Raw genomic sequence first — 20,892 nt, forward strand, 5'->3', positions numbered from 1 at the left:
GTCACGACGCCGGTCATCCAGGTGCCGGCACTCACGTTGGAAAAGTCGCCGGCGAGCCTGGTGACCGATGCCGACGGCTCGGGTGACATCACCGAAGGCGACACGCTCAGCTACACCGTCACGCTGACCAACACCGGCGACGTCGCGCTGACCAACGTGGTCATCAACGACGCCCAGCTGACCCCGGCCAGCACGACCTGCGCCAGCGTCGCGGTCGGTGGCACCTGCGTGCTTTCCGGCACGCACGTGGTTTCCGCTGCGGAGGCCCAGGCCGGCGAGGTGGTCAACACCGCCAGTGCCACCAGCACGGAAGTGCCGGGCCCGACCGACTCGAACACCGTCACCACGCCCGTGGTCCAGGTGCCTGCGCTGACGCTGGTGAAGTCCAACGCCACGCTGACTACCGATGCCGACGGCTCGGGTGACATCACCGAAGGCGACACGCTCAGCTACACCGTCACGCTGACCAATACCGGTGACGTGGCGCTGAGCAACGTGGTCGTCAACGATCCGCAGCTCACCCCGGCCAGCGCGACCTGCGCCTCCGTCCCGGTGGCCGGCACCTGCGTGCTCGAGGGCACGCACGTGGTCCGCCTGGACGAAGCACAGGCGGGGGAAGTGGTGAACACCGCCAGCGCCACCGCGGACGAGCTCCCGGCGCCGGTCGTTTCGAACACCGTCATCACCCCGGTGTCGTCCGTGCCGCCCGGCGTGCCGGGCATGACCACGACCAAGCCCGAACCCGTGCTGGCCACGGACGCCGACGGCGATGGCCGCGTCAGCGCCGGGGACACCCTGCTCTACACCGTCACGGTCACCAACACCGGTGAAACGCCGCTCACCGACGTGCGCATCGACGACGCCATGCTGGTGCCGGACAGCATCACCTGCCCGGTGGTGCTGGTCGGCGACACCTGCGTGCTCGAAGGAAGCTACGTCGTGGCCATGGGCGACGTCGAAGCCGGGGCGCTGGCCAACACGGCCAGGGCCAGCTCGCGCGAAGTCTGCCTGGCGGGCGAACCGCCGGCGGACGGCTGCACGGCCACCGTCACCATCGATATCGAGCAGCGTCCGGGCATCGCCGTCGAGAAGCTGGCTGAACTGACCACCGATGAAGGCACCCAGGGCCGCGGCGAAGCCGGGGACGTGATCACCTATTCGGTCACCGTCACCAACACCGGCAACCTGACCATCAGCGGCCTGACGGTCGAGGACAGCTTCCAGGGCGGCGCGCCGGTGCTGCTGGACTGCGCGCCGACCACGCTGGCTCCCGGCGAAGTGGCGACGTGCACCAGCTACACGCACACGATCACCGCCGCCGAGGCCAACGCCGGCGTCCCGCTGGAAAACGCCGTGATCGCCAGCGGCACCACGAACTCGGGCAGCCAGACGGTCACGGTCACCGGCAATGCCGCGGCGGTCGTGGAAGTGCAGGCCGACCAGACCGTGATCCGCATGAGCAAGTCCGCCCAGCCCACCGAAGTGCGGGCCGGCGACCTGGTGCGCTACCAAATCGTGGTCGAAAACGCGGGCGATGCTCCGCTGGTGGATGGACTGCTGGTGGATACGCCGCCTGCCGGCTTCAGCTACGTCCAGGACTCCCTGGCGGTCGCCGACGGCGACGGCGCCGGTCGCCTGGTGGGAACCTTCCCGATCCGGGTCGACCGCATCGACGTCGCGCCCGGCCAGACCGCCACGATCAGCTACCTGCTGCGCGTCGGTGCCGGCGTCCGCCCGGGCATGCACGTCAACTCGGCGGTGCTGACCAGCGCCAACGGCCAGTCCAACGTCGCCACCGCACAGGTACGCCTGGCCGGTGACCCGCTGATGGACGAATCGCTGGTGATCGGCACGGTCTTCGACGACCGCGATGGCGACGGCCGCCAGGACGTGGCCGCGCTGACCGGCCTGCGCCTGCAGGGCGGCTTCGACGCGACGGCCTATGTCGCCGGCTCGACCCGGATCCAGAGCAACGACACGTCCGAACCGGTGGCCGACGCCAGCGCGCCGCTGCTGCGTGGCCTGGACCTGGGCGATATCGAAGGGCGCCAGTCCGAAGCCGATCCGGCTTCGGCGCGGCAGCTGGTGGTTTCCCAGCTGTTGGCCGAGCCGCGTTTCACCGACGACTTGGTGCTCAGCAACGATCAGGGCCTGACCCTGCGCATGGACGCGGCTGGCGCCACCCGCCTGGAAGGCGAAGCGTCCGGCGCCAGCGCGGCCATACCCCAGGTGGAGCGGCGCGTCTCCCGCGAGGCCGGCGGTTACCGCGTGGATTACGTGGTGTCGAACGCCGGCATCCAGGAGCGCGGCATCCCGGGCGTGCGCATCGCCTCGGTGGAAGGCCTGCTGGTCGAGACCGACCCGCATGGTCGCTACCACCTGGTCGGCGTGGCTGGCGGTCCGTGGGAGCGCGGCCGCAACCTCATCCTCAAGGTGGACACCGCGACCCTGCCGCCCGGCAGCGTGGCGACGACCCGCAATCCGCTGGTGCAGCGTGTCACCCAGGGCATTCCAACGCGCTTCGATTTCGGCTTCACCCTGCCGGGTGGCCGGATCGCCGCGCCCGAACAGGTCATGGAAATCGAGCTGGGCAGCGTGATGTTCCCGCCCGGCAGCGCCGAGCTTCGTGAAGGACATGGGCCCGTGCTCGACGGGATCGTCGGGCAGCTGCAGGGACGCGGCGCCGGGGAGCTCGTGATCACCGCCGAGGGCGGTGCCGAAGCCCTGGGCTTCGAACGCGCCCGTGCCGTGCAGCGGGCCCTCGAGGCCGCGATGCCCGAGGGGCTGGGCGGGATCACCGTCAGCCTGCGCACCGACCCGACCGATCCGGCAAGCAGCGTGGCTCGCATCGGCGCTTCGCCGGTACTGGGTACCGTGCTCTTCGACACCGGCAAAGCGGAGGTCGCCCCGCGCTACGGCGCCCTGCTCGACGCTGTGGCCGCCGATATCGAACGGCGCGCGGCCGAGGCCGAGGGCGCACTGGCGGTGGGCATCGTTGGCCACGCCGACCGGCGCGGTTCCGACCAGGCCAACATGGCCCTGGGCCTGCGTCGCGCGCTTGCGGTGTTCGACGCACTCGCGACCCGACTGTCACCCGAACTGCGCCAACGACTGCGCGTGGACATCAGCCAAGACCCGGATGCCTCCGTCCGCAACACCGAGGGGGGCGAGTGATGCGCCTGAAGATGAAGATCCTGGACTGCACCCTGATCGCCGTGCTCGGCACGGCGGCCTTCCCCCTGCTCGCCCAACCGGGCGACGACAGCGCCGGCACGAAGTCCATCGGTGACGTCGAGTGCGGCGCAGCGGGCTGCACCAGCGACGGCGAGGTGCTGGTGCGCGTGCGCACCCGTGGCGAACGTGAACCCGCCGCGACCGGCAGCGGCGATGGCCTGGCGTCCGACCGCCGGGTGACCATCGAGTCCGAGCAGGGAGGGCGCGTGTCCGCGGTGGGCAAGTGGACGGTCCAGCTGCCCGACGGTGGCGTGGTCTGGGCCACCGAAGACCCCAACCTCGGCCAGCCGGTGCTCAATGCCAGCGCGCCCAGCCTGGTGGCCTTCGCGGATGGCCGGATCACCAAGCCGGTCCGCTTCTACGTGCAAGGCAACTACGCCTCGTTCATCAGCGAGGCCGAAATCATCATCTTCGCGGGCAAGGACACCGACCTGGTCGAACCCCTGGCGCGGATCCCGCTGGACGTGGCTGCCGTTGCCCACGCCGAATGGGATGGCACGCTGCCGGCCGGCGCCGTGGCCCGCGAAGGCGACGAGCTGCAGTACATCGTGCGCGTCCGCGATGCCGAAGGCAGCGTCGATGAGACCTTCCCGCAGCGCCTGCAACTGGTGCGCCCTGAAGAAGCGGAGCGAGGCCTGTCCCGGAACCTGGACGGCACCGAAAAGACCCGCGGCATCCGCCTGGGCGCCGACGAGGCGCAGGACCTGGCGCTGGTGCAGTCCGCCTTCGCCGGCAATGCCCTGCGCCAGCAGAACATCGCCATCCATGGCTCGCGCATCCGCATCCACGGCCGGAACATCCCCGAGGGCTACACACTCGAGATCAACGGCCAGCCGCACCCGGTCGACCTGGAACGCAAGCTCGCGGCCGAATACCTGATGCCGGTCGGCCGGCACCGGTTCGGCCTGTCCCTGGCGGGCCGGGATCGCGCGCCCATCGAACACACGCTCGATGTCGACGTGACCGGCCGCTACATGTTCGCCGTCGCCATCGCGGACCTGACCGTCTCCAGCGGCGACACCAGTGGTTCGATCGAACCGCTGGCCGGCGACGAGCGCTTCGACGACGGCTTCCTGCTGGAAGGCCGCTTGGCGTTCTACCTCAAGGGCAAGATCAAGGGGCGCTATCTGGTGACCGCGCAAGCCGACACCAGCGAACGGGAAGTGTCCGAGCTCTTCGACGGCTTCTGGGACGCGGATCCGCAGGACATCTTCCGGCGGCTCGATCCCGACACCTATTACCCGGTGTACGGCGATGATTCGACCACCTATCGCGACGTCGACAGCCAGGGCCGCCTCTACGTGCGCGTGGACTGGGACCGCAACCAGGCCCTGTGGGGCAACTTCGGCACCGGCTTCACCGGCACCGAATACGGCCAGTACCAGCGCTCGCTCTATGGCGCGGCGCTGGACTGGCGCAGCCGGCGTGCAACGTCCCATGGCGACGCCGGCAGCGAACTGCGCGCCTTCGCGTCCGAGGCCCAGACCGTGGCGGGCCACAGCGAGTTCGTCGGCACCGGCGGCAGCCTCTATTACCTGCGCCACACCGACGTATTGCCGGGCTCGGAAGTCCTCACGCTGGAGATTCGCGACACCACCACCGGGCGCGTGGAGGGCAGCGTCGTCCTGCAGCGCGGCGTGGACTACGAGATCGATGAATTCCAGGGGCGGGTGCTGCTGACGCGACCGCTGGCGCAGATCACCCGCGAGCGCGTGCCGACCCTGACCCGCGACACGCCGCTCGACGGTTGGCTGCAGGTGCTGATGGCCGACTATGAGTACGTGCCTGGCGGCGGTTTCGACGCCGACGAGGTGGCCGCGGGTTTCCGTGGCCGGCACTGGTTCGGCGACCACGTCGGCCTGGGGGCGACCTGGGTGGAAGAAAACCGCGCAGGCGACGACTACTCGCTGCGTGGCGCCGACCTGACCCTGAAGGCAGGCCGCGGCACCTACCTGCGCCTGGAACACACGAAGACCGAAGCGACCAGCGCGCCGGTATTCTTCTCCGACAACGGCGGCCTGAGCTTCACCGAGCTCAACTCCGGCCTCGGCGCCCGTTCGGGCGAGGCGCGTGCGGTCGAGGCCCGGGCGAACTTCCGCGAGCTGGGCTGGACCCAGCGCGACTGGAGCGCGGGCGCCTGGTGGCGGGAGGTCGAAGGTGGCTTTTCCGTCGCACGCTTCGACGCCGGCCAGGATGTCCTGGAATACGGCGCGGAGGTGCGCGGCGAGCTCGGCCCCGATGTCGGCGTCTACGCCAAGGCGAGCCAGGCCGAGCGCGGTGCCGAGTCGCTTGGCCAGGCGCAGCTGACCGCGGAATGGCGCCTGTCGCAAGACCGCACGCTGTCGGGTGAACTGCGGCGCGTGGACGAGCAGCGGCTGGGCGGCGATGCCGTCGGGACGCTGGCGGCGTTCCAGTACAAGCATCGCCTGGGTACCTCGCTGGACCTCTACGGCATTGCCCAGGTCACGGTTGACGACGACGGCGGCGCCTACCAGGAGAACGACGCGCTCACCGTCGGCGCCCAGTACCAGTTCGGCAACCTCTCGACCGTGGGCGCGGAGCTGACCACCGGCGACCGCGGCGACGCGCTGCGCGTGGACGGTGAGTACCGCATCAGCGCCGAACACAGCTTCTACGGCGGCTACACCTACAGTACCGACCAGTCCGCCTACGACCCGCTGTTCAACCCGTCGGCCAACACCGGCTGGACGCTCGGCCAGCGCTGGCGCCTGAACAGCCAGGTCAACGTCTTCAACGAAAGCCAGTACCTCAAGGCGCCGGGGCAGGCCGGGCTGGCGCACACCTTCGGCATGGACTTCTTCGTCGGCGAAGGCTGGAACCTGGGCTTCACGCTGCAGGATGCCGACCTGGAAACCTCCTCCGGGCTCGTCGAGCGGCGCGCGGTCAGCGTTTCCGGTGGCCGCACCTCCAACCTGACGCAGTGGCAGAGCAAGCTGGAGTGGCGCGAGGACCAGGGCGCGGAGCAGCGCGAGCAGTGGGTCAGCACCAACCGGCTGCTGCACAAGGTCAATGAAAGTCTGCGCATCGCGGCCCGGCTCAACTGGTCCGAAACCGAGGACAGCCTGCAGGCGCAGGCCGGTGCGCGCTTCATCGAAGGCAATGTTGGTTTCGCCTGGCGTCCCTGGGACAGCACCCGTTACGCGCTGCTGGGCAAATACACCTGGCTGTACGACGTCTCGGCCCTCCCCCAGGTGGGCGATGCGGTGGCGTTTTACGATCAGCGCACGCAGGTGGCGTCGATGGAAGGTATTTTCAGCCCGGACGAGCGCTGGCAGCTTGCCAGCAAGCTGATGCGCCGTGAAGGCGAGGTCCGCATGGGCCGCCTGGCCGGCACCTGGACCGATGCCGCCGCGACCTTCGCCGCGGGCCAGCTTCGCTACGGCTTCGCCGACCGCTGGCATGCCCTGGCAGAGTACCGCTGGCTCGGCGTCACCCAGGGCGGTGACCGGCAGGGTTTCCTGGTCGGCATCGATCGCGACATCGGCGACCATTTCCGGATCGGCGTAGGCTGGAACTTCACCGACTTCAGCGACGACCTTACCGATTTCGACTACGACCACCGCGGGTTCTTCCTGAACCTGGTGGGCAGCTACTGATGCGAGGATCCACCATGCCCGTCGTTAACTCCCGAATGGCGCCGACCGCCTGGCTCCTGTTCGCCTGCCTGCTGCTGCCCTCCGTGGCCGCGGCGCAGGCCCTGGTCTGCGGCAACCCCGGCAGCAACCCGGCAGGCACGGCCGCGGGCATCGTCAACACCTATTACACGGGCACGTCCGGCACCCTGGCCGCGGGCTCCACGGTGCTTGCCCTGGGCAACCGCGACACCCGCGGCGCCAGCACCACGGTGGCGGTGGGCGACGTCCTGATGCTCATCCAGATGCAGGACGCGTCGGTCAACACCAGCAACAGCAGTCTCTATGGCGCCGGGTCCGGCACGGGTTCGGGCACCACCGGCATCGGTGGCACCGGCCGCTACGAATTCGTGCGCGCCGATGCCGTCGCCGGCGGCAACGTCACGTTTTCGCCCGCACTGACATATTCCTACGTCAACGCCAATGCCACCGCGGGTGCCGGCCAGCGGCGCTACCAGATCGTCCGCGTTCCGCAGTTCGGCAACGTCACGCTCAACGGCGTCACCGCGCCGCCCTGGGGCAGGGACGGCGCCTCGACGGAAACCGGCGGCGTGGTCGTCGTCGATGCCGCCGGCACCATCACCCTGGGCTCGGCCACCGTCGAGGGCCAGGCCGGTCGCGCGGTGTTCGTGGCGGGCCGGGGTTTTCGCGGCGCGGCCGGCATCGGCGGCTCGGGCCCGGGCACCGACGTCGACTGGCGCGCCCAGGACACCGGTGTTTTTTCCTCCACCACGCACGGCGGCAAGGGTGAAGGCATCGCCGGCACACCGCGATTCCTGGCGATCAAGACCAACAATTACGGCGCGGCGGTGACCAGCGCCAACCTGCTGGTGCTCGATGCCGGCAGTACCGGCTATCCACAGGGCGACCGCGCCCGCGGTGCGCCGGGCAATGCCGGCGGTGGCGGCACCGAAGGTTCGCCTGCGGCATTCAGCAACTCGCGCAATGCCGGCGGCGGCGGCGGTGCCAACTATGCCGCGGGCGGCCTGGGCGGCCGGCCGTGGAACGCGCCGCTCAACGATACCGGTGGCCGCGGCGGTGCCGGGTATTCCGGCACGCTCGAGTTCAACCGCGTGTTCCTGGGCGGCGGTGGGGGTTCGGGCGGCACCAACAACAACACCGCCGACAGCGCCACCTATGCCAATTCGGGCATCAGCTGCGCCAACAGCGTCGGCGCGAACTGTTCGGCCGGTGGCGCCGGCGGTGGCCTGGTGATCCTCCGGGCCCGGCAGGTCACCGGCAGCGGCATCATCGATGCCCGCGGCGCCCACGCCTACAACGTGCTCAACGACGCCGCCGGCGGTGGCGGCGGCGGCGGCGCGGTCGTGCTGCAGACCCTGGAAGGCGGCAGTGCCACGGTGAACGTCGCTGGTGGCGACGGCGGCAACGCCTGGGCTGGCAACCAGACCGGCGAAGCCAACCGCCATGGCCCCGGCGGCGGCGGCGGTGGCGGTTTCATCGCGTTCGCGCCTGCGGCCATGTCGCTCTCGACGAACCTGGCCGGGGGTCGCCCCGGCTACACGACCAACGGCACCACCGACAGCTACGGCGCCTTCGGTCTCAATGGCGGCCTGGCCGCCTTCCAGTCGCCGAACGTGCCCGGCGTGGTGCCGGGCGCCCAGTGCTTCCCGGACCTGCGCCTGGCCAAGACCAACGGCACGAGCACGCCATCCAATGGCCCGACCACCTACGCGCTGACGGTGTCCAACGTCGGCCAGGCCACGACCTCGGGAACGGTCACCGTCGTGGACGTGCTGCCCGCGGGCATCTCCGTGCCCGATGGCGCACTCGTCCTGGGCGGGGCCCAGGCCGCGGACTGGGCCTGCAGCGCGGCCGCCAACGTCATCACCTGCACCTCGGGCACGGCGATCGCGCCGGCCGCCAACAGCGTTTTCAGTTTCACGGCCACCGTGGCGAGCGCCGACGGCAGCAGCCTCATCAACCGTGCCCGCGTGGGTGGCGGTGGCGACCAGGACCAGCCGACCCCGACCCCGGCCAGCACCAGTGCCTGTACCGGCAACAACACGCCCGCGGGCTGCGCGGCCGACGCCGACACCGTGCAGGCACCGCTGCTGACGCTGACCAAATCCGACGGCAGCGACGAAGTCGTGCTCGGCGGATCGAGCACCTACCAGCTGGTGGTCAGCAACATCGGCAGCCTGGCCACCTCCGGCCCGATCGGCGTGCGCGACGTCCTGCCTGCCGGCGTGACCTATACCGGTGCCTCGCCCTTCACCAGCGGGGGTTTCTCGTGCACCTGGACCGCGGGCAGCAACAGCATCGACTGCACGCGTGCCACCGCGCTGGCGGCGGGTGCGACCGCGACCATCAGCCTGCCGGCGCAGGTATCGGCATCCGCGGCCAGTTCCCTGACCAACCGCGCCCGCGTCGGCGGGGGCGGCGATCCGGGCAAGCCCGCGCTGCCGAGCGTCGCCGACGCCCAGGCGTGCCCGGCCCCGACGCCGCCGGCGACCACCTTCAGCGATCCCTCCAATGGCTGCGCTTCCGACACGAATGCGGCGCTGAACATCGAACTGCGCCTTGAGAAGGACGATGGCGCGGTGTTCATGTCCATCAATGGCAGCACGACCTATCAGTTCGTGGTGCGCAATGTCGGCGCGGCCGACTCCGTCGGCACGATCGAGTTCCGGGACGTGCTGCCGACGCCGATGAACTGGCCGGCGACCCTGGTCAAGGCGGGTCCGAACGCGGCGGCCTGGACCTGCACCCGGGTATCGGCAACGGTGGTGTCCTGCCAATCGGCCACGGTCATCCCGGCCGGCGGCCTCAGCCAGTTCAGCCTGGTGGCCAACGTCGGCGCGGCGACCAGCGGCGTCCAATACATCAACCGCGGCCGCATCGGCGGCGGCGGCGACACCGACCTGCCTGCAGCGCTGGACAATGCCACGGTCACGGCCTGCACCGCCAACAACACGCCGCTGGGCTGCGCCATCGACCTCAACACGGCCCAGGCGGGCGCCCAGGTCCGGCTGTCGAAGTCGCACCCGGATCCGCAGAACCGCGCTCCGGGCGACACCTTTCCGGTCAGCCTGGTCGTGCGCAACGAAGGCGGCACCGCCACCAGCGGCACCATCACGGTGGTCGACGTGCTGCCGGCCGGCCTGAGCTTCGTCGGTCCCTTCACCGCGCCCAACTCGAGCTGCAGCAACGCGGGGCAGGTCGTCACCTGCACCTCGAACACGGCGCTCGCCGCTGGCGCCACCCGCACCATTTCCTTCCCGGTGCAGGTGCAGGCGGGCATCGTCGCGCCGGCGGTCAACCGCGCCCAGGTCGGCGGCGGCGGCGATCCGCAGAACTCGACCGCGCCGACGGCCGCGTCGGCCGCCAACTGCGTGATGAACGGCCAACCGCAGTTCGGCTGTGCAGTCGATCCGATCCCGCTGACGGCCGACCTGCAGGTCACCAAGACCAACAACCAGGTCGGCGTGATGTCCGGGGAAACGGTGACCTACGTGGTCACGGTGACCAATACCGGCGGCGTGGCCGTCACGGGGGCGGTGGTCCACGACAGCCCCAGCGGCCAGCTCACCTGCCCGGCCGGCAATCCGGTGACCTGTTCCGGTGCGGCCTGCCCCGGTGGGGCCCTGACGGTGGGCGGCCTGGTCGGCGGCGTCACCCTCGGGACCCTGGGTACCAGCGCCCCGGCCAATACGGTTTCCTTCAGTTTCGACTGCCAGGTCCCCTGAGGCTCGGCCTCGTGGAATCAATGCAGGCCATTGATTCCACGGGGGCTTGAAACCGCCCGCGGCAGCACCAGATAGGGACGAGGCGGAGGGGAGCCGTCGTTCCATTCATGGAACGGACAGGGAACTTTGTGCCCCTTTAGCACTCGAAATGCCCGAGTGCTAGACTCCGTACCCATGAACGAGGATCGAATGACCACGACGGCCCTGATCGCCAACAACCTGCCGGTTCCCAGCGCGCTGGGTTCCCTGGACGCCTACATCACCGCGGTGAACCGCGTGCCGGTGCTCAGCGTCGAGGACGAACAGGCGCTGGCCCGCCGCTACCGCGACGAAGAAGACCTGGACGCCGCCAAGGCGCTGGTCATGTCGCACCTGCGTTTCGTCGTGCACGTGGCCCGCGGTTACCAGGGCTACGGCCTGGGCATGGGCGACCTGATCCAGGAAGGCAACATCGGCCTGATGAAGGCGGTCAAGCGCTTCGACCCCGACCAGGGCGTGCGCCTGGTGTCCTTCGCCGTGCACTGGGTGCGTGCCGAGATGCACGAGTTCATCCTGCGCAACTGGCGCATCGTCAAGGTGGCCACCACCAAGGCGCAGCGCAAGCTGTTCTTCAACCTGCGCAAGTCCAAGAAGCGCCTGGGCTGGATGAACGCCGAGGAAGTGCGCGCGGTGGCCAAGGACCTCAACGTCTCCGAGCGCGAAGTGCTGGAGATGGAGTCGCGCCTGTCCGGCCGCGACATCGGCTTCGACGCGCCCGACGATTCCGACGACAACGCGCCGCCCTCGCCGGTGGCCTACCTGCGCGACCACGCCGACGACCCGGCGCTGGCCTACGAGAACGCCTCGCACGAGGAAGACCAGCTCGACCTGCTGCGCGAGGGTCTGGCCGGCCTCGACCAGCGTTCGCGCGACATCCTCAAGCGCCGCTTCCTGGGCGAGCCCAAGGCCACGCTGCAGGAGCTGGCCGACGAATACGGCGTGTCCGCCGAGCGCATCCGCCAGATCGAGGCCAACGCGCTCAAGAAGATGCGGGCGCTGTTCGCGGCCTGAGCCGCGTGGCACCCGGAACAGGAAGGCCCCGCCCAGGCGGGGCCTTTTTTTGTGCGCCGCGCGCCGGCCGGGCCTCAGTCGGGGTCGACCAGCAGGCCGCGCTCGCGGGCGATCTGGGCCAGTTCACCCGGATGCCGGGCGCCGAGTTTTTCCATCAGGTTGGCGCGGTGCCGGTAGAGCGTCTTGTCGCTGATGCCCAGCGCCGCCGCCACTACCTTCGGCGGCAAGCCCGAGAGCAGGCCGCGCAGGGTTTCGCGCTCGCGCTGGGTGAGCGCGGCGGCGGGGCCGTGTGAATTGGGCGGCGCCAGGTCGGAGCTGAGCACGCGCTCACCCTGCATGATCCGGCGCAGGCCCTCGAGCAGCTCCTCGGCGGCGACGGCCTTGGTGAAGAAGCCCTGGGCGCCGCGTTCGAGCGCGCGCAGCACCAGGGCCGGGTCGTCGTGCATGCTCAGCACCACGCAGCGCATCTTCGGGAAGGACTCGTGCAGCTGCAGCAGCAGCACCAGGCCGCTGCTCTCGGCGCCCAGGCTCAGGTCGACCAGCGCCAGGTCGGGCGCATGCGCGCGCGCGGCCGCGAGTGCCTCGCCGGGCGTCCCGGCCTCGGCGACGACCTCGAAGCCATCGGTTTCCTCGAGGAGGCGGCGAAAGCCCTCGCGCACCATGGCGTGGTCATCGATGAGCAGGATGCGGGGCATGGCCACCAGTCTCGCAAAGCTGTCGCGCGGGGCGACGAGAAAAATTCCCAGCCGCAGGCCACGCGCGCGGCTAAGCTAGCCGCCGATGACGATCCGGCATTCCTTGTACAAGCCGCTGCGGCGGCTGGAATCCGCCACGCAGGCGCCAGGGCGCTATGTGTTGGCGGGGTTGTTTTTGTCCGGGTTGGCCTGGGCCGGATTGTGGCTGGCCGGGCTGGCGTCTTTCTATCACTGGAATCTCGGCACCGGCTTGCTGTTCGTCACGCTTTGGTGCCTTCACCCGCGCTGGTGGCCCTGGCTGCTGGTGGCGGCGATGGTCACGCAGCCGCACGGCGCGCCGGTGGCGGCGTTCTTCGAACCCCTGGTGGTGGCGGCCGGCGCCTGGCTGCTCAAGGCCTGGGGCGTGCTGCCGGGCCAGCCGCCGACGCTGGCGAGGGTCGGAAGCGTGCACTTGGCGGCGCTGGTGGTGGCGGTGGCGACCACTTTCATCGAACTGGCGCTGCTGGTGGCCGGCCATGCCGGTGATGGCCAGACCGCAGGCCTGAACCTCTCGGGTGTCCCCTTCGGCGGCCCTGGCGAAGCCTCGGCGCTGGGCAACGTGGGCATCCGCCACCTGTTGTGCGAGTTCATCGGGGTGCTGTTGCCGGTGCCGCTGGCGATGTGGTTGACGGCGCCTGCGCAGGAACCGCGCGGCCACGCCGTGCTGGCGCGCGCGGTGCTCGTGATGGTGCCCGTCACCGGCCTGGCGCTGTGGCTTAGCCTGGCTTTCCCGGGTTCGGAGTTCGCCGAACTCATCCGCCTGTTCACCATTGCCGCGATTGCCGTCTTCACGCTCTGGCAGGGCTGGCGTGGCGGCGTGCTGGCGGTGCTGATGCTCAGTGCGCTGGTGGCGCTGGAGCAGGGACTGGGCCAGCCGCGCCTGAGCCCGATCGTGATGCAGGGCTACGTGGCGGTGGTCGGCGCGATGGTGCTGCTGTTCGGCGCATCGGTGGACGACTTCCGCCGGCAGGCGGCCGACCTGGCGCGGGCGCGCCGCCAGGAGCACCTGCTGCTGGACGAACTGCAGGATGCCGCGCTGCGCAACCTGCAGCTCGAGGAAAGCGAGCGGCGCCGGCTGGCGCGCGAACTGCACGACGAATTCGGCCAGAACCTCGCCGCGCTGCAGACCCACCTCAAGCTCGCCGCGCCGCACCTGGCCTCCGCCGGCCGGCTCGGCATGGCCGACCTGCTGCTGGAAACCACCCGCAACATGCAGCGCAACATCAGCCGGGTGCTGGCCGACCTGCGGCCGGCGGGACTGGAGCAGCTGGGCCTGTTCGGCGCGGTCGACCGCGGCTCCGTCCGGCGCCTGGCCCAGGACGCAGGCCTGGACCTGGACGTGCGCCTGGAAGGCGATGCCCGGCTGCTGGCGCAACTCGATGCCACCCATGCCACGGCGGTCTACCGGATGGCGCAGGAGGCGGTGACCAACATCGTCCGCCACGCCGGAGCGCGCCGGGCGCGCCTGAAGCTGCGCATCAGCCGGCGCCGGAACGCGCTTTGGGTGTTCCTCGACATCCGTGACGACGGCATCGGCCGGCTGGACCGGATACTGGCGGGCAACGGCCTGACCGGCATGCGCGACCGCGTGCTCGCGCTCAACGGCGCGCTGCACCTGCACCAGCTCTCGCCCGGCCTGCGCCTGCACCTGCTGGTGCGCCAGGACGACGACGCGCCCCTGACCGGCCGCTGAGGCGGCGCTCAGTAGAGGTCGGTGGGGTCCACGTCCAGCGACCAGCGCACCTTGCGCGCCGAACGCATCGCGCGCAGCAGCGGCAGCCATTCGCGCAGGGCCGCGTGCAGCGGCGGCCGCTGGCTGGCGTCGAGCAGCAGCTGGCCGCGCGCGCGGCCAGCGCGGCGGGCCATCGGCGCGGGCATCGGCGCGTTGGCGCGCACGCCCTCGCGCGCCGGGAAAGCCGCGTGCGCTTCCTGCAGGAAGGCCTGCACGGCCGCTTCGGTGCCGGCCTCCGCGCGCAGCAGCGCCAGGTAGGCATAGGGCGGGAAGCCCGCGGCCTCGCGTTCGGCCAGCGCCAGCGCCGCCACCGCGGGGTAGCCGCCGTGCAGCAGGGTGCCCAGCAGCGGGTGGTCGGGGTGGTGCGTCTGCAGGACGACCTCGCCCGGCAGCGTCGAACGGCCGGCGCGGCCGGCGACCTGGATCAGCAGTTGCGCCAGCTTCTCGCCGGCACGAAAGTCGGCGCTGAACAGGCCTTCGTCCACGCCCACCACCGCCACCAGCGTGAGCCGTGGCAGGTCGTGGCCCTTGGCCAGGATCTGGGTGCCGACCAGGATGCCCGGGCCGTCGCCCAGCGATGCCAGGTGCTGGCCGAGCGCATCACGCCGGCGGGTGGTCTCGCGGTCCACGCGCACCAGGGTGGCGCCGGGGAAGCGCGCGGCCAGGGCCTTTTCAAGCCGTTCGGTGCCGGCGCCCTGGGGCTGCAGCGCCAGGCTGGCGCAGTCGGGGCAGGCATCGGGTGGCGTGGCGCGCGCGCCGCAGTGGTGGCAGATGAGCCGGCGTCCGCCGGCGTGCACCGTCATCGCGGCGTCGCAGCGCCGGCAGTGCGCGCTCCAGCCGCAGTCGTGGCAGATCAGCACCGGTGCGTAACCGCGCCGGTTCTTGAACACGAGCGCCTGTTCGCCACGCGCCAGGCAGGCCGCCACCGCATCAAGCAGTTCGCCCGACAGGCCATCGGCCAGGGGCCGCTTGCGCACGTCCAGCACGCGCACGCGCGGCGGTGACGCGCCACCGGCGCGCTGGCCCAGGCGCAGGTGCAGGTAGCGGCCCGAGAGCGCGTTGTGCAGCGACTCGAGCGAGGGCGTGGCGCTGCCCAGGATCACCGGGATGCCGAGCTTGCTGGCCCGCACCAGGGCGAGGTCGCGGGCGTGGTAGCGCACGCCGTCCTGCTGCTTGTAGGAGCCGTCGTGCTCTTCGTCGACCACCAGCAGGCCGGGGCGGGCCATCGGGCAGAACACGGCCGAACGCGTGCCGACCAGTACGCCGGCGCGACCCTCGGCCAGGTCGACCCAGGCGCGGGCGCGCTCGCCGTCGGACAGGCCGGAATGGAAGGCGGCCACCGGCACGCCCAGGCGCGCCCGGAAGCGGCCCAGTGCCTGCGGCGTCAGCCCGATCTCGGGCACCAGCACCAGGGCCTGGCGGCCGGCGGCCAGGCAGTCGGCGATGGCCTGCAGGTAGACCTCGGTCTTGCCGCTTCCGGTGACGCCCTCGAGCAGCACCGGCTGGAAGCCGCTGGATCCGCGCAGGGCCGCGACGGCCTCGGCCTGCGCCGGCGTCAGCGTCGGTGCTTCCGACCTGGCGAGGGGCGCCGCGGCCGGCTCGAGCGTGGTTGGCCCGGCCAGGCCGCGCTCGGCGAGGCTGCGGGCCGCCGGTCGCCAGCCGGGCAGGCGGGTGTCGAGTTCGTCTTCGGCCAGGTCTTGTTCGCAAAGCAGTTGCAGCAGCTCGCGCGGCCGGCCCTTGCGGCCGGGCGCCGCCGCCGCGTCGCGACCGGCCGGCGTGGCGCGCCAGCCGGCGCGGCGGGTGTCCGGGACCGGCTGGCCGGCGCGCAGCAGGCCGGGCAGGGCGGTGGCCAGGACCTCGCCCAGGGGCGCGTGGTAGTAGCCGGCGGTCCAGCGCAGGGATTCGAGCAGTTCGCCCTGCAGCAAGGGCTGCGCGTCGAGGCGGGCGAGCACCGGCTTGAGCGAGGCCGGGTCGGCGCCGGACTCACCCACGCCGACCACCACGCCGACCTGCTCGCCGTCGCCCCGGCCGAAGGGCACGCGCACCCGGCAGCCCACCCAGTCCGGGCCCGGCAGGGCGCCGGCGGGCGGCAGGTAGTCGAAGTCGCGCGGCAGCGGCACCGGCAGGGCCACGTGCAGCACCGGAACGGGGCGGAAATCCATCGGCGGAGTCTAGCCTGCGTCCGCCGCGGCCGGGCTGTGGACAGACTTGCGCTGCATACCTGCCGATTGCATCACAAAGCTTGGGTAAGCCACTGTTCACAAAAACGAAAACCCCTTATCCACATGAGATGTGGATAAGTCTGTGGAAGGGGCTGCGGCCAGACCTGCGCACCCCCCATCCCTAAGGCCCCCCGGCCGGGTTGGCGATTTTTTAACCACATCGTCATATTCCATATAAATCAATCACTTCTCTTGCTTGCCGGGCGGCGCCAGGGCCGCCGGCTGGCGTGAAGACACGCCATCACGCCGCGGTCCTGCCGCTGTGCACAACGTTCCACGCCAGAAGCCGCGCCGGGCTTGGCTTGAGCGCCTGTCGGGTGAAAGTCAAGCGCTTGCGCAAGGCGAGTGCTGGCTAGAATGGGGGGTGATTCCTGCAGCCCAGATGCGCCCTTCTCCTACCCCTTCTTCGGCCCTGGCCGCCTTCCTGCGCGGCATCGAGCGGCGCGCCTTCGTCTTCGCCGACCTGCAGTGCGGCGAGCCGGGGCGGGCGCTGGCGGCCGTGGAACATGCCATGCGGGCCTTCGTGCCGATTTCCGGCGGCACCCCGCTGTCGGCCTGGCCGGCCAGCTTCTGGTCGCTGCTGCTGGCCCAGACCGAACTGTCCGGCGGCGAGGGCGGCGCGCCCGAGCTCGCCCGGCTGGGCAGCGGCCCGCGCGCGGCCCTGCTGCTGCGGCTGGTGGGCGGGCTCGACTACCCGCACGCGGCCAAGGTGCTGGGCGTGGCCGAACCGACCTACCGTTTCGCCCTGCAGCGTGCGCTGCAGCAGCTGGCGGACGCCGAGGTGAGCTACGCGGCGCTGGGGCGGCTGCGCGAACGCCTGCACCGCCAGGTCAAGACCCTGGGCGAGGAGCGCGTGGCGGAGCTGGCCACGATCCGCGCCCGCGCGCTGGCGGGCGAGCCGGCCCCGGAAGCTGCACCCGTCCCGCCCGCCTCGCCCTGGCCGCGTCGCCTGGCCTGGGCCGCGCTGGTGGCGCTGGGGCTGGCCTTCGCCGCCACCTGGTGGAAGCCGCAGCCGGCGCTGCTGCCCGGCGCGGTGCAGGACCTGCCGGCAGAATCGCCGGGCGCGCAGGCCCCGGCGGATCCCGCGGACGCCGATGCCGATCGCATCATCCATCCCGACTACGCCGCGCTGGCGGTGCCGGAAGCCGCCGCCCTGGCCGGCGAGCTGCCTTTCCTGAGCTGGCTGGCGGCCGAGGCAAGCCTGGCGCCGGTGCCCGATGCGCCGCCCGCGCCGGCCCCGCTCCCGGCCGCCGCCGTCGACGACGTTCCGCTGTTCCAGGATCTCGCCGGCGCCGAACGCCCCCTGCTGGTGCCGGTGGCGGGCAATTGGCCGGGCCTGGAGCCCGCCACGCGCCGCCAGTTGCTGGGCCAGGCGCGCCACTGGCTGGCGCTGGACGATGCCGGGCGCGCGGCGCTGCGCGCGCGCCTGGACGCCTGGGACGCGCTGCCGCCGGCCGAACGCGCCAGCCGGCGTGGCGCGCTGGCGGCCTGGGCCGCGCTGTCGCCGGAAGAACAGGCCCGGGTCGCCGCCAGCGACGCCGCCTGGCGCGCCCTGGACGAGGCGGCGCGCGGCGAGTGGCGTGCGCGGTTCGAAGCGCTGCCCGTCGACCAGCGCCAGCCCTGGTGGCTGGGCCCGGCGCTGGGCGAGTGGTTCTCGCCGGTGCAGCCGCTGTTCGCCTACGTGCCCGGCGCCGAGCGCGAGCCCCTGCTGGCGATGCTGCGGGCGCTGCCGCCCCCGGCGCGCGACGACCTGGCGATGCTGGCGCGCCGGCTGCCGGCCGACGAACGCGAGAAGTTGCGCCGGGAGCTGCTCGAGGCCGCGCCCGGCCAGCGCGAAGCGCTGGTGCGCGAACGCCTGGCTCAGTAGCCGGGCCGTTCCCCGGGCGCGCGCCGCGTCACTTCGCAGGCCACCGCGCTCACATGTTCACCAGGCTGATCATCAGGTTCAGGCTTGCGCCGATGGTGATCAGGAGCAGGTAGGCGGCGCCCAGCACGCAGTACTTGAACAGGGTCATGATCCAGCCCTGGCCGTACACCCGCTTCTGCATCACCAGCAGGTAGACCGGCATCCAGACGATCATCGCCACCTCGACCCAGCCGATCGGCCGCGACAGCCAGGGCAGGGCGGCGGTCCAGCCCGCCAGCAGGTCGAGCAGCAGCACCACCAGCAGCGCGAAGCACAGGAAGCTGTGGCTGTGCAGGGCGACGATCAGGTGTTCCATGTAAAGGCGCCGCCTGAACACGTACATCACCTTCAGGAACACGGCGAACAGCGGCAGCAGCACGAACAGCGAGGTCGGCACCGTCGAGAGGAAGGCGTCCTTGAGCAAGTTGGGGTCGCGGTTGATGCGCTTGGCGTTCTCGTTGGCCTTGCCGGCCTGCCTGTTGAGCCAGGCATTGCCCGCCTCGCCCAGCCAGCCGACCTGCAGCGGGTTGTCCACCGGGTGCCAGGGCCGGCCGTTGAAACTCATCGAGCCGTCGCGCGGCATCTCGGGCGGCACCTCCGGCTCGTAGCCGCCGGCCTTCGCCGCCTCGATCTCGCGGATCCGCCGCCTGGCCTCGGCCTCGATGCTTTTCTCGGCGACGTCCAGCCCGATGCCGACCCCGAAATCGACCGCGGGGATGTCGCTGGTTTCGTTCCGGGCCTCGCGCAGCGCCGCGATCGCCTCGTCGCGCAGGCGCCCGACTTCCTCGACGCTGGTGGCCCGGCGGATGCCCTCGGTGTTGCGCAGTTCGCGACCTTCGGGCGTGTCCACCTCCACCGACGGCCCGCCGTCGGCGGCGTCCTCGAAGTCGAAGCTCAGCTGCGCGGCGAAGAACGCGAACAGGCTCAGGAACACGAACAGCCGCACCGGGCTGACGTAGCGCACGCGCCGGCCGGCGAAGTACTCGATGCTCAGGAATCCGGGGCGGAACATCAGCGGGCCGAGCGTGCGCAGGATGCGCGAGTCGAGCTCGAACACGGAGTCCATGAAGTCGCCGACGATCGAACCGAAGTGCCGCACCAGCCCCTTGGTCGGCTGGCCGCAGGCATAGCAGTGCTCGCCCAGCAGCACTTCTTCGCAGTTCTGGCAGCGGCGTGGCTCGGCGGCCAGTTCGGCCGGCTCGGCGGACGGGGCGGCGGTCTCGCTCATCACGGGCTCCTGCGTGGCAGGGGCTAATATAGCCGGCCCTTCACGCCCGCGACGCCATGAGCCGCTCCGAAAGCCGCACCGCCCGCCTGCTGCGGGAAATGCGGGTCAGCTTCGTGCTGGCCCTGCCGCTGGTCCTGAGCCAGGTCTCCTCGATGGGCATGAACATCGTCGACACCGTGCTCGCCGGCCGGCATGGCCCGGTGACCCTGGCGGCGGTGGGCGTGGGCAGCGCGATCTGGTCGGTGGTGATCCTGGTGAGCATCGGCGTGCTGATGGCGGTGCCGCCGACCGTGTCCCAGCTCAACGGCGCCGGCCGCCGCGCCGAGATCGGCCCGGTGTTCCGGCAGGCGCTGTGGCTGGCGCTGGCGCTGGGCGTGGCGCTGGTGTTCGTCGTGCGCGCCGGCGCCCTGTCGCTGGGGCCGATGGGCATCACCCCGGAGGCGCGGCCCGAGGCCGTGGCCTTCCTGCGCGCGATCAGCTGGGGCGCGCCGGGCCTGGCGCTGTTCTTCTGCCTGCGCAACCTCAGCGAGGGCGTGGCCTGGACGGTTCCCTCGATGGTCTTCGGCGGCCTCGGCCTGGCCCTGCTGGTGCCCCTGGGTTACGCGCTGATGTTCGGCGCGGGGCTCGGCGCCGCCGGACTGGGTTACGCCGTGGCGATCGTGCTGTGGTGCCAGGCGGCGGCGATGGCCACCTACCTCGGCCGCTCGCGGCGTTTCGCCGACCTGGCCCTGTTCGCGCGTTTCGAGGGCCCGCGCTGGCCGCCGATCCGCGCGCTGCTGCGGCTGGGCCTGCCGATGGGCGTGTCGGTGTTCATGGAGGGCAGCCTGTTCGTCGCCACCGCGCTCCTGATCGGCACGCTCGGCACCACCCAGATGGCCGCGCACCAGATCGCCATCCTCATGGCCAGCCTGTGCTTCATGGTGCCGCTGGGCATGGCCATGGCCACCACGGTGCGGGTCGGCCACGCCGTCGGCGCCGGCGACCTGTCCGCGGTGCGCTGGGCGGCCGGTGCCGGCTACGCGCTGGCCATGCTGGCCCAGACCGCCTCCGCGCTGCTGCTCGTGACCGGCGCGGCCTGGCTTGCGGCGCTGTTCACCACCGACCCGGCCGTGATCGCGCTGGCCAGCCTGCTGATGGCCTACGCCGCGGTCTTCCAGTACCCCGACGGCCTGCAGGCGCTGTCGGCCGGCGCGCTGCGCGGGCTCAAGGACACGCGCGTGCCGATGGTGATCACCGTGCTCGCTTACTGGGGCGTGGGCCTGCCGCTGGGCGCCTGGCTGGGCCTGGCCCGCGAACAGGGCGCGCCGGGGCTCTGGACCGGGCTGATCTTCGGCCTCTCGGTCGCCGCCAGCCTGCTGGCCTGGCGCTTCTGGCGCCTGGTGCGGCGCCCCCTGCCGGCGGTGTCCGTTACCTGACGCCCATGCGG

General features: G+C 71.4%; 10 protein-coding genes. 7 read left to right on the plus strand and 3 right to left on the minus strand.

Annotated elements, in window-relative coordinates; translation table 11 throughout:
- The 4 genes from C6N40_RS08085 to rpoH form a co-directional block, all read left to right on the plus strand.
- The coding region (locus tag C6N40_RS08085) for a DUF7507 domain-containing protein (RefSeq protein WP_114683940.1) at positions 1 to 3,174 on the plus strand (3,174 nt) is incomplete at its 5' end.
- A complete protein-coding gene (locus tag C6N40_RS08090; RefSeq protein ID WP_205208574.1) occupies positions 3,174 to 6,851 on the plus strand; it encodes a hypothetical protein in 3,678 nt (1,225 codons plus the stop codon). The genes C6N40_RS08085 and C6N40_RS08090, both read left to right, overlap by 1 nt.
- Positions 6,852 to 6,886: 35 nt before the next feature.
- A complete protein-coding gene (locus tag C6N40_RS08095) occupies positions 6,887 to 10,594 on the plus strand; it encodes a DUF7507 domain-containing protein (protein ID WP_114683941.1) in 3,708 nt (1,235 codons plus the stop codon).
- 174 nt (positions 10,595 to 10,768) lie between these two features.
- Positions 10,769 to 11,644 (plus strand): RNA polymerase sigma factor RpoH, encoded by an 876-nt coding sequence (gene rpoH / locus C6N40_RS08100; RefSeq protein ID WP_106990516.1) that lies wholly within the window; start codon positions 10,769 to 10,771, stop codon positions 11,642 to 11,644.
- 74 nt (positions 11,645 to 11,718) lie between these two features.
- Here rpoH and C6N40_RS08105 read toward each other — a convergent pair whose 3' ends face one another.
- Positions 11,719 to 12,339, minus strand: coding sequence for a response regulator transcription factor (locus C6N40_RS08105; protein ID WP_106990517.1), 621 nt, complete (start codon positions 12,337 to 12,339; stop codon positions 11,719 to 11,721).
- A gap of 175 nt (positions 12,340 to 12,514) precedes the next feature.
- Between C6N40_RS08105 and C6N40_RS08110 the strand changes: the two genes are divergently transcribed.
- Positions 12,515 to 14,071: a histidine kinase gene (locus C6N40_RS08110; protein WP_162782153.1), complete on the plus strand. Its 1,557-nt coding sequence runs from the start codon at positions 12,515 to 12,517 to the stop codon at positions 14,069 to 14,071.
- A gap of 8 nt (positions 14,072 to 14,079) precedes the next feature.
- On the opposite strand, the gene C6N40_RS08115 is transcribed toward C6N40_RS08110, so the two are convergent.
- On the minus strand, positions 14,080 to 16,272 hold the full coding sequence (locus tag C6N40_RS08115) for a primosomal protein N' (RefSeq protein WP_106990519.1): 2,193 nt from the start codon (positions 16,270 to 16,272) through the stop codon (positions 14,080 to 14,082).
- Positions 16,273 to 16,714: 442 nt separating this feature from the next.
- On the opposite strand from C6N40_RS08115, the gene C6N40_RS08120 reads away from it, so the two are divergent.
- On the plus strand, positions 16,715 to 18,199 hold the full coding sequence (locus tag C6N40_RS08120) for a DUF3106 domain-containing protein (RefSeq protein WP_106990520.1): 1,485 nt from the start codon (positions 16,715 to 16,717) through the stop codon (positions 18,197 to 18,199).
- 49 nt (positions 18,200 to 18,248) lie between these two features.
- Here the strand turns inward: C6N40_RS08120 and C6N40_RS08125 are convergent, their stop codons facing one another.
- A complete protein-coding gene (locus C6N40_RS08125) occupies positions 18,249 to 19,466 on the minus strand; it encodes a DUF3667 domain-containing protein (protein ID WP_106990521.1) in 1,218 nt (405 codons plus the stop codon).
- 56 nt (positions 19,467 to 19,522) lie between these two features.
- Here C6N40_RS08125 and C6N40_RS08130 point away from each other — a divergent pair, with 56 nt between their 5' ends.
- On the plus strand, positions 19,523 to 20,881 hold the full coding sequence (locus C6N40_RS08130) for an MATE family efflux transporter (RefSeq protein WP_106990522.1): 1,359 nt from the start codon (positions 19,523 to 19,525) through the stop codon (positions 20,879 to 20,881).
- Positions 20,882 to 20,892: the final 11 nt, after the last annotated feature.

This window comes from Arenimonas caeni, assembly GCF_003024235.1.
GTDB lineage: Bacteria > Pseudomonadota > Gammaproteobacteria > Xanthomonadales > Xanthomonadaceae > Arenimonas > Arenimonas caeni.